Raw genomic sequence first — 14,854 nt, forward strand, 5'->3', positions numbered from 1 at the left:
CGGAGTTGAAGTTTCGGAGTTTCTAGGAGGCGAAACTAGACAAGCGTCTCGAGGGGCTAGGCGCTGGAGCTGGACATTACTCGAAGTGAATTTTATACTTTCTTACCGCATAAAAAAAAGCCCGGATTCATCCGGACTTTAATTAGTGCATTTAATTAATGAAAATAAGGATACAAAGCTTCACACAGTCTCGCAAATTCTTGGATGGACAAAGTCTCTCCCCTTCGCGATTCCACAATCTCAGCCTGCTTGAGCGCTGCAAGGATATCTTCCTTTTTTTGTTTTCCATCTGGAAGCTGGCTTGTCAGGTTATTTAGAATCGTTTTCCTTCTCTGGGCGAAGCTCGACCTTGTAACGTGGAAGAAGAACGATTCGTCCGTTACTTTTACAGGCGGTTCATCATGCAAAGTCAGCCTGATTACAGCGGAATCAACATTAGGCTGTGGCATGAATACTGTTTTGGGTACAATCATGACAGTCTCAGCTTTTGTGTAGTATTGTACAGCAATGGACAAAGAGCCATACTCCTTCGTCCCTGGCTTTGCCGAAATACGATCCGCAACCTCCTTCTGCAGCATGCAGACAATCCCCCTGATAGGCAGCCTTTCCTCAAGCAGTTTCATCAAGATGGGTGTCGTCACATAATAAGGAAGGTTGGCAACGACCATCACTTCCTCTTGTCCTGCGAATTCCGTTTCAATCACTGCCTGTACATCCGCTTTCAGCACATCACTATGGATGATTTTTACGTTAGGGTACGGCGAGAGGGTATCCTCCAATATCGGGAGAAGGCGCTGGTCAATTTCAAAAGCAACGACCTTTTCCGCCCTTCTTGCCAGTTGTTCCGTAAGTGCTCCGATTCCAGGACCAATTTCAATCGCTCCGCTTTTTTCCGTTAATTCTGCATGGTCAACGATTCTGTTTAATATATTAGTATCAATCAGGAAATTCTGCCCTAAGCTCTTTTTAAAAGAGAATCCGTATTTATCGAGTATCTCCTTCGTTCTCACAGGTGTCGCTATATCCTTATGCATCTTGCTCCTCCTTAAGGATTTCTGCCAATGCATCTGCGAAATCCTGTCTTTTCACTTGAAACATCATCAAACGCTTATGAAGCTGCTTTCCATTCGTGTATCCGATTCTAAGCAGCCTGCCAAGCCTTTCACGCCTTTCCTTAGCGCCTGGTCCGCCAATTAGCCCGGCAACGATCAAGTCCTCTTGGCTGATTTCTTCGACCGCTTCCGTGTCCATTTTCTGCGCACCCTTAAGAGCTTCCCTGATCACTTCGGGTGAAGCATGTTCAACACCTATTCCACGCCCGGACTTTGGCTTGGCTAATTCTTTCGGTATAAAAGCATGCTTGCAGCCGGCTATTTGTTCTGAAATCGTTTTACGGATTTTTTCACCAGGATAATCTGGGTCCGTAAAAACAATGACTCCTCGTTTTTCATGCGCATTGCGAATCCGTTCAATTGTTTCCGCATTGATCGCTGATCCATTTGTTTCTAAAGTGTCAGCATCGACAGCACGGCGGATCGCAGTGGTATCGTCCTTGCCCTCGACTACAATTATTTCTTTTATTTTCATGTTTCCTCCAATACGAGCACCTTAATAAATCCTTAAAAAATTTCATAAAAAAATAAATTTTTCTCTGAAATACTTGAAACATTTCTGCAATATAATCGTCTATATAAGTGAAAACATTTTAGATTAGTTTATAGCTCCGCCGGGTAATAAATATATAACACTTTTCTTATTATACCTTAAACTGATATAAGCTAAAAAACAAAAAATGCAGAGGAAGGTTCCCCTGCATCCATGAATTAATTTAGAATTTTGATTTTGACGCGCTTACTTCCCCATCGGAATGCATCTGATTTAGATGGGAAAAAGACATCAATTTTAAAGCCCTTTATTGCAGAACCTGTATCAGCGGCTATTGCATACCCATAGCCTTCAACGTATACTTTTGTCCCTAAAGGAATAACCCTAGGATCCACGGCAATTACTTTTGCATTTGGATTTGCCCTTAAGTTCATTCCAGTTGCTGTGTAACCAGAACAGCCATTGCAATTAGCCGTATACGCAGTCGAAGACACATAGATCTCCTTGCCTGCAGGCTCGCTTGACCCACGTGAAACTTGAGCAACTAAAACTTTAGTTCCCATCGCCACGACTTTATCCTGTTTTTCCTTCATTTTCTTCTCGCTGACCAGTTTTCTTGAAACTTCCTTGCCGTTTTCCAAGACTACTTCATAATGCTTGGATAGTAAGCCTTCCTGGCCTTCGGTTACGACTTTCTGTTTACCCTTTTCCAGATTGCTGTCGTTTTTGGTGATGACTGCATAATTAATTGGTTCTTCCACTACATCGGTGACTTTTTCAACTCGAATGACATTAATCACGGCATTTTTTGTGACTGTCTGCTTAAGTTCAGGTTCAACACGGTCTAATTTGTTGAGTGTAATCCCTTGCTGTGATAAAAAGTCAGCGACCGTAGTCGAAGTCGACCACACATCTTGCTTCTTGCCGCCTACTACAAGTTTAAGCGGGAAAGCTCTTTGAATGGCAATCTTCATATCCTTTTTCAGTTTAGCGTCTGGGTTTAGGTTTAACTGGTCGTGTTCGTTCAAAACAATATTTTGTTCCGTCAGGAAGTCCTTCACAGTATCGGCTGCTGTCCAATACGTTTTCTGTTCCTGATCCTGTATTACCTCTACCTGTTTTGCCGGCTTCCACACGATGGCTAGATTATTCTGTACTTTCGTGTTTGCCGCCAGCGATAAATAGTCCTCTGAGCGTAATGAAATATCGAGATCATTAAATAATTCCTGGATTGTATTCGCGTGTGTTTTAATGACTCTTTCCTGTCCGTCCAGCGTCAATGCCACTGTTTTCTTGGTTCCTTCATACATGAAAATCCCGAGAGCAGCCGCAAAAACTAGGAAACTAGCAGAAAAAATCACCAGCTTCTTCTTACTCAAAGTCTTGGAAAACAGGTTTTTCATACTATTAATCACGATGAAAAACGCCTCCTCTTCTCGGAGTGATTATAAAGATATTGTTGCCGACTTGTCAACCCAGACACCCCTGCCAAAGGTAATCCCTATTATGCAAGAAGCTCCATAAAAAGGAAAGCAAGAGTTATCGACACGGTTATCCTATGTTGAATGTGAGACATGTAGAACTTTTTAGAATGACAATTTTTTTGGACAACCTTGCTGATAAATCGACAACATTCTTTATCACTTTATGCCGAATAATTTTTTAGCATTTTGGGTTGTTGCTTCTGCAATCTCCTCAAAAGATAACCCTTTTAAACCTGCGATTTCTTCGGCGACCAATTTTACATATGCAGGCTCATTCCTTTTGCCGCGATATGGATGCGGAGTCAAGTACGGGCAATCTGTTTCTACTAATAAACGGTCCAGCGGAATTGATTCTGCTACTTCTTTTGGTTTCTTGGCATTTTTAAATGTAACAGGACCGCCAAGCGAAATATAGAAGTTCATCTCAATGCATTCAAGCGCCGTTTCGACACTGCCGCTGTAGCAATGCATAATCCCGCCAACTTCCCCGGCGTTTTCTTCCTTTAAAATCTCAACTATGTCAGCTGTTGCGTCGCGATTATGTATGATGATCGGAAGTCTTACTTCTCTTGCCAGTCTGATTTGCTTACGGAATACCTCTTTCTGGATTTCCTTCGGGGATTTGTCCCAATAATAATCAAGCCCCATCTCCCCAAGAGCAACTACCTTCGGATGGCTTGCCAACTCCTTCAGCCAATCAAGGTGTTCAGGTGTCATATCAATTGCATCAACTGGATGCCAGCCAACGCTCGCATGGATAAAATCGTACTTCTCAGCCAGCTCGATTGCTTTTTTGATCGTCAGCTCGTCAAACCCGACTACAACCATATTGGTTACACCTTCAGCAATTGCCCGGTCAATGACCTCCTGGAGATCGTCGTTAAATTGTTCTGCATTTAAGTGTACGTGTGTGTCAAAAAGCATCATTAAACTCCTTTACTGGCACCGCTTACAGTTTCATTCTAACAATCATTGATTGAATGTAGAATAGACAGGCGACTATGTTCTAAAAATCGTGATAAAGTTTTGTCGATATCATAACTTTTTTAAGCGGTTAAGGTCAAATTTTTGGTTCTGAATTTTTAAAAACCCGACAATTGACGGGAATGGCGTGTGTTTTTCTTTTTGGCTTTTTTCGTATAGTTTGTCCTTTTTAATAAGTTAATTTCCACTCCGTTTTATCCTTAATGAAAGATCCATCTATTAGGAAAATCTCACCAAAAGTTTGCTCTTTTTGGCATGAAAAAACCTGAAAATGTTACACATGGAACATTTCCAGGTTTTTCTTGTTTTAATGTCGATTTTTATTTAACTTTTGCCCCGATTGACAGTGAGTCATCTACTGAAGCAAGTGACATAACGCCGTCTTTTTCCCCGGCAAGAATCATTCCCTCGGAAAGTTCCCCACGAAGTTTTACAGGCTTAAGATTTGTGACACAAATGACTTTTTTGCCAACAAGGTCTTCTGGCTTATAGTATTTCGCAATTCCTGACACTACCTGGCGTTTCTCGTAGCCAAGATCTAATTGAAGCTTTAATAGCTTATCAGCTTTTTTCACTGGTTCTGCATGAATGACTTCTGCAACCCTAAGCTCGACCTTCATGAAATCATCAATCGTGATTTCTTCTTGCGGTTCAGGCTTTTCTTCTTCAACAGGTGCTGCTGCAGGAGCTGAGCCTTGCATTTTTTCTTTGATAAAATCAACCTCTTCCTTTAAATCAAGACGTGGGAAAATCGGCTCTCCCTGTACAACCTTCGTCCCTGAAGGAATTTGTCCGAATGATTCAAGACTTTCCCATGTCTGAAGCGCTTCAGAAGCGACATTCAGCTGGGCAAAGATTTTATCAGGAGTCCTCGTTAAGAATGGCTTCAAAAGGACAGCAACTCTTCTTAATGACTCGGCAAGATGAACCATTACACTGGCTAAAGCATCTTTTTGAGCTTCATCCTTTGCCAGTACCCATGGCTGAGTTTCATCGATGAATTTATTGCATCGGCTTACCAGCTGCCACACTGAAGTAAGCGCCACGGAAAACTCCATTTTTTCCATAGCTTCTTCAAACCTTTGTACTGTTTCGTTGTTTACTTCGAGAAGCTGTTTCTCAAATTCCCCTTCGGAACCGTTGTAAGCAGGAATTTCACCATCGAAGTATTTATTGATCATCGCAACTGTCCTGTTCAACAGATTGCCAAGGTCATTAGCAAGATCGAAGTTAATGCGTTCGACAAAGCCTTCTGGTGTAAACACGCCATCAGAACCAAATGGAACCTCGCGCAGCAAGTAGTAGCGAAGTGCATCAAGGCCATAGCGGTCAATCAAAGTAACAGGATCAACTACATTGCCCTTTGATTTAGACATTTTCCCATCCTTCATCAAAAGCCAGCCGTGGGCGAAAACCTTTTTAGGAAGTGGAAGATCAAGCGCCATCAGCATGATTGGCCAATAAATCGTATGGAAGCGGACGATTTCTTTTCCCACTAGGTGGACGTCTGCAGGCCAGTATTTCAAATACTTTGAATCATCCTCTGTGCTGTAGCCAAGTGCTGTAATATAATTTGAAAGTGCATCAATCCATACATAAATGACATGCTTCGGATCACCTGGAACCTTTACGCCCCAATCAAATGTCGTACGTGATACAGCCAAATCCTCAAGTCCAGGCTTGATGAAGTTGTTGATCATCTCATTCTTCCGTGACTCGGGTTGGATGAAATCAGGATTTTCTTCATAGTACTTCAGCAGCCTGTCGGCATATTTGCTCATTTTAAAGAAATACGATTCTTCCTTTACCTTTTCAACAGGACGGCCACAGTCTGGGCAATTCCCATCTTCTAGCTGTCGGTCTGTGTAAAAGGATTCACATGGAGTACAGTACCAGCCTTCATATTGATCAAGATAGATATCGCCCTGCTCCAAAAGCTGTGCGAAAATCTTTTCGACAATCTGCTTGTGCCGGTCTTGAGTAGTACGAATAAAATCGTTGTACGATATATCCAGCTTGCCCCATAGCTCCTGAATGCCATCGACAATTTCATCCACATATTGCTGTGGCGTAATTCCTTTAGCTTCAGCATTTCGCTGAATTTTTTGACCATGCTCATCCGTGCCAGTCAAATACATGACATCAAAGCCGCGGAGCCTTTTATAACGTGCCATTGCATCACCGGCCACCGTCGTATAAGCGTGGCCGATATGCAGATTGCCGCTTGGATAATAAATAGGGGTCGTAAGATAAAAGGTTTTCAGTTTCTCTTCCATGAAGATCCTCCTTAACTAAAACTGCTAGTTCATTCTAATAGTAGTTATTATACCAGCTAATGCCTTGGCTTTCCTACTCTAGTGTTAAAAAAGCCCCGCCCTGTTGGGCAAGAGCTTAACAATTCCAACTTATTTTGCACTCTTTACATACATAATAGAAAGTCAGGTTTCAAATAAACGCTCTTAACGAAGTTTCCATTTAGAAATTTGGCTTTGTAAAAGCCGATTATTCCTTAGTATAAAGGATACAAAGTTCTCGAAATCAGCCTAATAGAATGATTGCCTCATCTATCCTCAAAATATACCCATTTAAGTTAAAATGTGCAATATGACGTGAATATGACAAACTTATGACATTTTGTCGAAAGAAATGTAGAAATTTGTCGAATCACGTAAATAATATTATATTAGCAAAAACATTTTTATCTGTATTCTGAGATATAAATATGGCGACAATCCTTGTTCCTCCTAGGCTCTCTAACCTAAAACGTTGATATAAAAAGGTTTTTACAAAGTGTTAAAAATTGTTAATGGAAGAAAAATAATTTAATTGACGGTTATTGGAATCGCTGGTATTATAAAACCAATAGAAAAAAATATGTCGAATTATGACGAAACAATATATGGGAAAATGAGAGGAGACTATTTTACTATGAAATCTACTGGTATCGTACGTAAAGTTGATGAACTTGGACGCGTGGTTATTCCGATCGAACTAAGAAGAACTCTTGGCATCGCAGAAAAGGATGCTCTAGAAATCTATGTGGACGATGACCGCATCATCCTTAAAAAATATAAACCAAACATGACTTGCCACATCACTGGTGAAGTATCTGACAACAACATCACATTGGCAGGCGGAAAGCTAATTCTTAGCCGTGAAGGTGCAGAACAGCTTCTTAAAGAAATCCAGGGTAACTTCGAACCTGTAAAAGCTTAAATCTAATACAAGCAAGGCCGTGGATCCTCCCACGGCCTTTTTTAATCGATATTTTTTGCAGGAAAACTCTTCTGCTAATTACTCATGTACATGGTAAGCCTGGTACACATCTCGTTTTTGCATGCCTCTGTCTTTGGCGGTTTGTTTGATGGCATCCTTCGAATTCATATTTTCAGTTGAGATATAATGCTCGACATGCTCATTCAAGCTCAACTTCGCCCACCAATGGGTTTCTTCTTCTTCAATTGAACTTAAGGATGCTCCTTCAATGATTAAAACGAACTCACCACGTATTTCTTCAGCCTGTGCCCATTCCAGTGCCTCAGAGATCGTTCCCCTGATGAATTCTTCATACTTCTTCGTAAGTTCACGGCATAGGACGATTTTTCTGTCACCAAGCCCTTCCAGCATTAAAGACAGCGTTTCTTTTAACCGGTGGGGAGATTCGTAAAGAATAATGGTTGCTGTCTGTTTTGACAATGTTTCAAGCTCTTTCTTCTTTTCCTTTTTGCCTCTCTGGAGGAATCCATAATAATAGAAAGGCTGTGGCTGGATTCCAGAAGCGATTAAGGCAGTCAATGCCGCATTGGCACCTGGAAGAGGAACCACCGTCAGTCCCTCTGAGATTGCCTCAGCCACCAATTCAGTACCTGGGTCAGATATGGTAGGCATTCCCGCATCACTTACCAAGGCAATTTTTGCACCGTCCCTTATTTTTTCAAGTAACTTATAGCCGCTGCTCTCCTTATTATGTTCGTGATAGCTCGTAACAGGCGTCTCAATCTCAAAATAATTGCAAAGCTTCTTTGTATTACGCGTATCTTCCGCGGCAATTAAATCGGCTTCCTTCATTATTCTGATTGCCCTGAAGGTCATATCCTCGAGGTTGCCAATCGGTGTAGGGACAAGATACAAGATCCCTTTTTCATTCTCCCGCTCAAAGCTTTTCTGCTTATGCATATAAACCACCCATTTCTCTTAAAAGAAAGTCTTCCTTCTTTTTTCGTGTCCATTGCTTAAATTCATATTCCGCTTTCATTGCATCGCTTTTTTCATCAAAGGATTTCGAATACACAAGCGTTACCGGTCCACGGCCCTTGGTGTATTTAGCACCTTTTCCCTCGTTATGCATTTTCAGCCGGCGTTCAAGATTGTTCGTATATCCTGCATAGAGGCTGCCATCCCGGCAAAGCAGGACATAGAAATAATGCCTACTTGCTTCCATATAACATTTCTTTCACGACTGGAGTGTACTCATTACTGGCATCATAAACAATCAGGGGCTCAAGTATTTTAAGATCAGGACTGCCATCCTTAATTGCCTCGATCAGCAATGTATTGGCTTCTTTCCCAGCCTTTGGATAGACAAATTGGATCCGTTTAGGCTCCAGACGGTATTTTCTCATCAGTTCGATGATATCGATCAGCCTGCCCGGACGATGCACAAAGGCAACCTTGCCTCCCTGCTTAACAAGCTGGCTTGAAGATTTAATCGCATCCTCCAGTGTGCAGAGGATTTCATGACGCGCTATTGCCAGATGTTCATTCTCGTTTATTTCTTCCTTTGAAGGTGTCGGAAAATAAGGTGGATTGCATGTTACCACATCATATTTTTCAAAACCAAGCTGTTTAGGCACTTCCTTGATATCTCCATGGACCATTTGCAGACGATCCTTAAGCTGGTTGTACTCAATGCTGCGGACAGCCATATCATATAAACGTTCCTGTATTTCTACCCCTGTGATCGTTCCTTTTGTCCTCGCACTTAAAAACAGAGGTATCACACCATTTCCGCTGCAAAGGTCCACAATCTTCCCTCTTTGGATCGGCACCCATACAAACCTTGCGAGCAGTACAGCATCCAGAGAAAAAGAAAACACATTCGGGCTCTGGATGATTCTTAAATCCTCTGCCAGTAAATAGTCCAGTCTTTCATCTTCTTTTAGGTTAAGCATCTCGATTTGTTCCTCCAATAATAAAACCTTATAAAAATAGCCTTCCCAATGAAGGAAGGCTGCCAATTATTTTTTATTAAGAAATGATAAACAAAACAAGCAATCCTCTTTGCGCGGGCTGCCAAAATGCAAATTGCAGATGTGGAAACCTTCCTGATAAAGCCGGGCAAGGTTATCATAGCCTTCGCCAACATCGACAACATGTTTTTCGGCCTGGACTGTATGGATGTTTTCTTTACTATCCTTCTTAATGTTTGGATCTTTCTTACCAATAGCTTGATCCAGACGGCGTCTTATATGCTCATTTTCCAGCTTTAAAGAGTTATTCTCTTCCAGAATCTCTGCTAAATGCTGTTTTAACTCACCAAGCTGACGGTATAAATCACCGATTTGTGCTTCCATATTACTTACTGAGTCAAAGATATCTTTTTTATCCACCTGTTCCACCTCATTAATCTGTGGATGATTGCAACGATACAGCTCCTGCTTCCTGTATTTCCTCAAGCGTATATTCCAGCACGCGTTCCTGGCCGGCAACATCAACCTGCATCACACGTTCCAAAATATTCAGCCCTACCACTTTTCCTGGACCATTAGGTGTCACGATCATTTCACCAAGGTCAGGCAGCTGCTCTTTAGCTGTTTCATATTCATCATTCTCATATTTCAAACAGCACATCAGCCTGCCGCATAGCCCGGAAATCTTTGTAGGATTAAGCGAGAGGTTTTGATCCTTGGCCATCTTGATTGAAACTGGATCAAAGTCTCCCAGGAACGTAGAACAACAAAGCATTCTGCCGCAAGGGCCAATACCGCCAAGCATTTTCGCTTCATCCCTGACACCAATCTGGCGAAGCTCGATCCTTGTCCTGAAAATGGATGCCAAATCCTTGACCAATTCCCGGAAATCGACGCGGCCGTCAGCCGTGAAGTAAAAAATGACTTTATTGCGGTCAAATGTATATTCAACATCAACAAGCTTCATATCCAGCTGATGTTCATTCACTTTATCACTGCAAACATCGTATGCTTCTTTTGCAGCTGTTTTGTTTTCCTCGACAATAAGACGATCCTTTTGATCTGCAATTCTGACTACCTTTTTCAGAGGCAGGACTACATCCTTTTCGCCAACCTGTTTTCGGGGAGTAACCACTCTTCCGTACTCTACACCCCTGACAGTTTCGACAATGACGAATTCGTCCTTTTGAATTGAGAGATCGCCGGGATCAAAATAATAAATCTTCCCCGCTTTCTTGAAGCGGACACCTACTACATCATACAAGTGTAGATCCCTCCTGCAATTTTAACACCAGCTCTTCCATAAGCAGCTGGGGATTCATATTGGCATGCAGCTTCCTCTTCGCCTCCAGAATGGCTGCCATTTGTTCGGTAAGACGCCGTCCGGATGTCTGTAGTGCAAACTGTTCTAAACGTGAGCTTTCGTTTAGATAAACAACCTGGTCCTTCTTGCCAAGCTGAATGTATAATAAATCCTTAAAAATAAGAAGTAATAAATCCAAACCTCGATCAATCTGTTCTTTCTCTTTGAAGTGGGTAAACCAGTTTTCCTGAAGCGTGACCATTGCTTCGAGTGAATTCTTTTTTAGCACTTCATATAATTTTAACACTATTTTTTGTGCTTGTGCAAACCAATCATTATGACTAATTTCCAGAGCTTCTTCCAAATTGTTCGTCAGCTGCGCCAAGAGCGGTGCACTCTGAGGGTTAACACCGTTTGCTATCAGCTGTTCTGTCATATTTTTGGGAGATAGCGGTGTGAAATTGATCAGCTGGCATCTGGATAAAATTGTCGGCAGCATCTGCTGTGCTTGCTCCGTAATCAAGACCGCTACCGTACCCGCATGCGGCTCCTCAAGAAACTTCAATAAACTGTTCGCGGCATTGGTCGTCATTTTATCTGCATGGACGATTGTGTACAGCTTATTTTTGGATTCCACGCCCGTTTTTGAAAACTCCCCCTGAAGCTCCTGGATCTGGCCTTTTTTAATCGACAGCCCGTCAGGTTCGACAAGGTGGATATCTGGATGGTTACCGCTATTGATCCTCCTGCAGTTCACACAGCTTTCACAAGGTTTATAGCCTTCAACGGGAGCATGACAATTGATGCTTTTGGCCAGGAGGATACTAATCTCCTTTTTGCCAGTGCCCCTCATACCTTCAAACAAATACGCATGGGCTATTCGATTTTTCAGGATGCTGTTTTTCACCATTTTTAAAACATTCGGCTGCAGTCTCTCCAGCTCGTCCCACGTTTTTGCCAATGCGATCACTCTCTTACATTTATTAATTCATTTCTTATTATCTGATTAAAATTGGTGAAACTTCTCAACCGGCAATACAAATACGGTTGCTCCCCCAACTTCAACCTCCACTGGGTAAGGAACATACGAATCTGCATTTCCTCCCATTGGAGATACCGGTGCCACAAGCTGGTCTCTTGATTTACAATTATCCCTGATGACCTCAAGTGCTTTTTCTACCCTGATGTCTTCGGTTCCTATGATAAAAGTGGTATTCCCAGATTTTAAGAATCCACCTGTACTAGCCATTTTTGTTGCTCGAAAATTATGGTCCACCAATGCATTCGACAAACGATTGCTGTCCTGATCCTGAACCACGGCTAAAATTAGTTTCATTCATGTTCCTCCTATTTTTTATTCGGTAACATTTGTATTCTCATTATAACAGGATTCACGTGACAAGACATGATTTATACTAAAAATCCCAAACGCTTCCAAATAGTGCCACAGTTATTCATTCTTAACTGTCAACAAGCGCCTCTAAATAAAAACAAGCCTTAAAGTCAATCAGGCTTGTCTCAAGTGATCACTTATTCAATTCATCTTTTATTCTCGCTTCGGCATCTTTATAAACTGCTTCTAGCTCCCGGGAAGCATCAATTTTTACAATTCGATCCGAAAATCGATCTGCAAGAATCATGTATCCCTCTCTCACCTTTTGGTGGAATTCCAGATTCTCAAGATCAAGGCGGTTCACTTCTCGGCCTTTATTTTTATTGATTCTTTCAAGTCCCAATTCTGGTGCCAAATCAAAATATAAAGTAAGCTGAGGCATCATATCTTCGATGGCAAACTCATTAATTGAGTACACCTCATCAATTCCCAGCCCGCGGGCATATCCTTGATAGGCTAACGAACTGTCGACAAACCGGTCACACAAAATGATTTTTCCCTTTTCAAGAGCAGGCTTAACCTTTTCAGCCAGATGCTGCCTTCTTGCAGCAGCATATAATAGCGCCTCTGTGCGTGGATCCATCGCCGTATTATCACGGTCCAGGATCACTTGCCTGATTTGCTCAGCAATCTCAATACCTCCAGGCTCGCGTGTAGCCATAACCTCGAATCCTTCTTTTTGAAGATTATCAGCAAGCATATTAATAATCGTTGTCTTGCCTGACCCATCCGGTCCTTCAATTGTTATAAAAATTCCGTTAGCCATTTAGATCCCCCAACTCTTAAACACTTTTATTTTATCAGCAGATAAAAACTCTCCACCCTGGATTTTCGCACCTATATTCCTCAAATAGCTAATTGTCTGTAAGTCCTCTTCCCTCAACACTTCACCAGGAAGGCAAAGCGGAATACCAGGAGGGTAAGGGATGATGGATTCCGCACAGATTCTTCCGGCAGAGGCATCAAGAGGAATGACCTCTGTTTCCTGGCGTTCCATTTCCTTATAACCTACAGCTAATGTTGAAATCGCGTAATTTTTTATGAAATGGTTCTCGCTAATCGGCTGTCCTTTCGGAATCGACAGAGCTCCAGCGGCAAGCCTTTCAGCGGCCTCTAGCCATCTGTGCTCCATTCCTTTCTTCAACAAAGGGAGCACACATAGGACATTGTAAGGGTCCGCTAATTCGGTGAAAATCCCCTGTGACTCCAAAATCCTTTGCAATTCAAATCCCGATAAGGTTCCTGCTGCCTGTATGGTCATCTTTAAAGGATCACCCTGATTCAATAACCGAATCGTTTCGATGTTATTTACGGTACTTCGGAAACTTTCAATCTCCCCGCTTAGATAGGCGAGATCCTCTTGACTATATGTACCCAGATAGCTTCGCGCCAAATCCAGGGAAGCCATCAAGGGATAAGATGGACTGCTGGATTGCAGCGCCTGTAAATAAAACTGTAATTTTTCCTGAGAAACCAGGCTGCTTTGAAAATGGAGAAAAGCACCCATTGTCATTGCAGGGAGCGTTTTATGCGCAGATTGCACAACGATGTCGGCCCCTAGCTCCACTGCAGATTGCGGAAAAGAGTTCCCCGCAATAAAGTGCACACCATGTGCCTCGTCCACCAGCACAGGAATGCCATGAGTATGCGCCAAATCGATGATACTCTTAAGGTCATAGGTTAACCCATAATAATTAGGATATGTTAAAATAAGTGCCTTTGCATCTGGATACTGGTTAATAGCCGACTTAATGTCATCTATATTCAATCCACCTGCAATTTTATATTCCATGTTAAAATCAGGGCTGATAAAGACAGGATTAGCTTTAGCAAGTTTTATGCCATTCATAATTGATTTATGAGAATTGCGCTGTACCAGTACGAGTTCATTTTCGTTTATGGTGGAAAGAATCATAGACAAATTTCCTACTGTAGAGCCATTTATTAAAAAAAAGCTCTTTTGTGTACGATACAAATCTGCTAATAACTCTTCCGCTTCTAAAATGACACCCTCTGGAGAATGTAAATCATCAAGACCCGTTATTTCCGTGGCATCAATCTTTAATATATCACTAAAAAAAGATTGTCCCTTTCCCAAAAAAACTTCGCCAAATTTATGGCCAGGAACATGAAATGAAATGGGACTTCCCTCGTTATGCTTAATTAGTTGATCAAACAAAGGTGTTCTCGTTTGTTTCATATACTCACCTTATATACATTATTCATTCATACTTACCTATTCTAACATTGATTTTGAGCAAAAAAAATAAAAGCCCTATAAAGAGCTTTTAACTATAAATCTCAGGATTCGTTACTTTCCTTAACTTTTCTACGTAATATTTATATTTAGGATCACTCGTATCAGTCTTGATCATGATGCCCTCGCACTCTGTGCAAATAAATGAAGTATACAGGTGTATTCCTGCTGTTTTAGCCTGTTCGCAAACCACACACGTTTCCCCAACTTGTTTTTTTGCTAAAAGCGAACTCAATTTCTCCACCTCCGTACACCTATTGTTGCCAGTAGCCCCTTTTTGTATACAATTTTCCGAATAATATTTTAGAAAGTTTAATTGTTTTATATTTTATGATTGACTTCCCATTTCCTTGTATGTCTTATAACAATTTAGGGTTGGTTAATTATTATATACTTTTTAAATCCTCAGAGACACTCCATGAATGAAGCTCGCCTGTCGAAGTCATCAGGTAATAACGTTTACCCTAATGAAAATAAATTCTCATTTTAACCAGGAATAAACTTATTGTGGACTTCCGGTCCATTTCGGAAAGCTGCTTATTAAAAATTCAATTCACTATATTTATTTGTTACATATTTCTATACACAAAAAAAGAACAGCCATAACAGCTGTTCTTTCGTGTGCCCGGCGGCGTCCTA

16 protein-coding genes are annotated in these 14,854 nt (G+C 41.5%); 1 reads left to right on the plus strand and 15 read right to left on the minus strand.

Annotation, left to right across the window (positions count from 1 at the left end; all coding sequences use genetic code 11):
* Window positions 1-155: 155 nt before the first annotated feature.
* The 5 genes from rsmA to metG all read right to left on the minus strand — a co-directional run bounded on the left by rsmA (window position 156) and on the right by metG (window position 6,349).
* On the minus strand, window positions 156-1,034 hold the full coding sequence (rsmA, locus tag V7201_RS20390; RefSeq protein ID WP_335378597.1) for a 16S rRNA (adenine(1518)-N(6)/adenine(1519)-N(6))-dimethyltransferase RsmA: 879 nt from the start codon (window positions 1,032-1,034) through the stop codon (window positions 156-158).
* Window positions 1,027-1,587, minus strand: a complete 561-nt coding sequence (gene rnmV, locus V7201_RS20395) for a ribonuclease M5 (protein ID WP_335378598.1) — start codon at window positions 1,585-1,587, stop codon at window positions 1,027-1,029. The genes rsmA and rnmV overlap by 8 nt, the downstream gene beginning before the upstream one ends.
* Window positions 1,588-1,823: 236 nt before the next feature.
* Window positions 1,824-3,008, minus strand: coding sequence for a ubiquitin-like domain-containing protein (locus V7201_RS20400; protein ID WP_335378612.1), 1,185 nt, complete (start codon window positions 3,006-3,008; stop codon window positions 1,824-1,826).
* 237 nt (window positions 3,009-3,245) lie between these two features.
* Complete coding sequence (locus tag V7201_RS20405) at window positions 3,246-4,013, minus strand: TatD family hydrolase (protein WP_335378613.1); 768 nt, start codon at window positions 4,011-4,013, stop codon at window positions 3,246-3,248.
* 380 nt (window positions 4,014-4,393) lie between these two features.
* Window positions 4,394-6,349, minus strand: coding sequence for a methionine--tRNA ligase (metG, locus tag V7201_RS20410; RefSeq protein ID WP_335378599.1), 1,956 nt, complete (start codon window positions 6,347-6,349; stop codon window positions 4,394-4,396).
* A 652-nt stretch (window positions 6,350-7,001) separates the two neighbouring features.
* Here metG and V7201_RS20415 point away from each other — a divergent pair.
* Window positions 7,002-7,289, plus strand: a complete 288-nt coding sequence (locus V7201_RS20415) for an AbrB/MazE/SpoVT family DNA-binding domain-containing protein (RefSeq protein WP_125481637.1) — start codon at window positions 7,002-7,004, stop codon at window positions 7,287-7,289.
* A 78-nt stretch (window positions 7,290-7,367) separates the two neighbouring features.
* On the opposite strand, the gene rsmI is transcribed toward V7201_RS20415, so the two are convergent.
* The 10 genes from rsmI to V7201_RS20465 all read right to left on the minus strand — a co-directional run bounded on the left by rsmI (window position 7,368) and on the right by V7201_RS20465 (window position 14,450).
* Window positions 7,368-8,249 (minus strand): 16S rRNA (cytidine(1402)-2'-O)-methyltransferase, encoded by an 882-nt coding sequence (gene rsmI, locus V7201_RS20420; protein ID WP_335378600.1) that lies wholly within the window; start codon window positions 8,247-8,249, stop codon window positions 7,368-7,370.
* Window positions 8,242-8,514 carry a GIY-YIG nuclease family protein gene (locus V7201_RS20425; protein WP_335378601.1) on the minus strand — a complete coding sequence of 91 codons (273 nt, stop codon included), beginning with the start codon at window positions 8,512-8,514 and terminating at the stop codon, window positions 8,242-8,244. The genes rsmI and V7201_RS20425 overlap by 8 nt, the downstream gene beginning before the upstream one ends.
* Window positions 8,501-9,244: a tRNA1(Val) (adenine(37)-N6)-methyltransferase gene (locus V7201_RS20430; RefSeq protein WP_335378602.1), complete on the minus strand. Its 744-nt coding sequence runs from the start codon at window positions 9,242-9,244 to the stop codon at window positions 8,501-8,503. The genes V7201_RS20425 and V7201_RS20430 overlap by 14 nt, the downstream gene beginning before the upstream one ends.
* Window positions 9,245-9,310: 66 nt before the next feature.
* Window positions 9,311-9,682 carry a DNA replication initiation control protein YabA gene (gene yabA / locus V7201_RS20435; protein WP_335378603.1) on the minus strand — a complete coding sequence of 124 codons (372 nt, stop codon included), beginning with the start codon at window positions 9,680-9,682 and terminating at the stop codon, window positions 9,311-9,313.
* 13 nt (window positions 9,683-9,695) lie between these two features.
* Window positions 9,696-10,526, minus strand: a complete 831-nt coding sequence (locus V7201_RS20440; protein WP_335378604.1) for a PSP1 domain-containing protein — start codon at window positions 10,524-10,526, stop codon at window positions 9,696-9,698.
* Entirely contained in the window at window positions 10,519-11,526 is a 1,008-nt protein-coding gene (gene holB / locus V7201_RS20445; protein WP_335378605.1) for a DNA polymerase III subunit delta', read from the minus strand. The genes V7201_RS20440 and holB overlap by 8 nt, the downstream gene beginning before the upstream one ends.
* A 45-nt stretch (window positions 11,527-11,571) precedes the next feature.
* On the minus strand, window positions 11,572-11,901 hold the full coding sequence (locus tag V7201_RS20450) for a cyclic-di-AMP receptor (RefSeq protein ID WP_335378606.1): 330 nt from the start codon (window positions 11,899-11,901) through the stop codon (window positions 11,572-11,574).
* Window positions 11,902-12,091: 190 nt separating this feature from the next.
* Window positions 12,092-12,724 (minus strand): dTMP kinase, encoded by a 633-nt coding sequence (gene tmk / locus V7201_RS20455; RefSeq protein WP_335378607.1) that lies wholly within the window; start codon window positions 12,722-12,724, stop codon window positions 12,092-12,094.
* Window positions 12,725-14,158: an aminotransferase class I/II-fold pyridoxal phosphate-dependent enzyme gene (locus V7201_RS20460; protein ID WP_335378608.1), complete on the minus strand. Its 1,434-nt coding sequence runs from the start codon at window positions 14,156-14,158 to the stop codon at window positions 12,725-12,727.
* Between the two features lie 88 nt (window positions 14,159-14,246).
* The gene (locus V7201_RS20465; protein ID WP_335378609.1) at window positions 14,247-14,450 is read right to left on the minus strand and encodes a sigma factor G inhibitor Gin; all 204 of its coding nucleotides are present in this window, start codon (window positions 14,448-14,450) and stop codon (window positions 14,247-14,249) included.
* Window positions 14,451-14,854: the final 404 nt, after the last annotated feature.

The sequence above is a fragment of the Bacillus sp. JJ1122 genome (assembly GCF_036964885.1).
Taxonomy (GTDB): domain Bacteria; phylum Bacillota; class Bacilli; order Bacillales; family Cytobacillaceae; genus Mesobacillus.

Excerpts from the sequence above, each read along its gene's own strand:
- V7201_RS20430 (WP_335378602.1), bottom strand. The coding sequence starts at position 9,244 with ATGCTTAACCTAAAAGAAGATGAAAGACTGGACTATTTACTGGCAGAG.
- V7201_RS20450 (WP_335378606.1), bottom strand. The coding sequence starts at position 11,901 with ATGAAACTAATTTTAGCCGTGGTTCAGGATCAGGACAGCAATCGTTTG.
- metG (WP_335378599.1), bottom strand. The coding sequence starts at position 6,349 with ATGGAAGAGAAACTGAAAACCTTTTATCTTACGACCCCTATTTATTAT.
- V7201_RS20415 (WP_125481637.1), top strand. The coding sequence starts at position 7,002 with ATGAAATCTACTGGTATCGTACGTAAAGTTGATGAACTTGGACGCGTG.
- tmk (WP_335378607.1), bottom strand. The coding sequence starts at position 12,724 with ATGGCTAACGGAATTTTTATAACAATTGAAGGACCGGATGGGTCAGGC.
- rsmI (WP_335378600.1), bottom strand. The coding sequence starts at position 8,249 with ATGCATAAGCAGAAAAGCTTTGAGCGGGAGAATGAAAAAGGGATCTTG.
- V7201_RS20460 (WP_335378608.1), bottom strand. The coding sequence starts at position 14,158 with ATGAAACAAACGAGAACACCTTTGTTTGATCAACTAATTAAGCATAAC.
- V7201_RS20400 (WP_335378612.1), bottom strand. The coding sequence starts at position 3,008 with ATGAAAAACCTGTTTTCCAAGACTTTGAGTAAGAAGAAGCTGGTGATT.
- V7201_RS20425 (WP_335378601.1), bottom strand. The coding sequence starts at position 8,514 with ATGGAAGCAAGTAGGCATTATTTCTATGTCCTGCTTTGCCGGGATGGC.
- rnmV (WP_335378598.1), bottom strand. The coding sequence starts at position 1,587 with ATGAAAATAAAAGAAATAATTGTAGTCGAGGGCAAGGACGATACCACT.
- rsmA (WP_335378597.1), bottom strand. The coding sequence starts at position 1,034 with ATGCATAAGGATATAGCGACACCTGTGAGAACGAAGGAGATACTCGAT.
- V7201_RS20405 (WP_335378613.1), bottom strand. The coding sequence starts at position 4,013 with ATGCTTTTTGACACACACGTACACTTAAATGCAGAACAATTTAACGAC.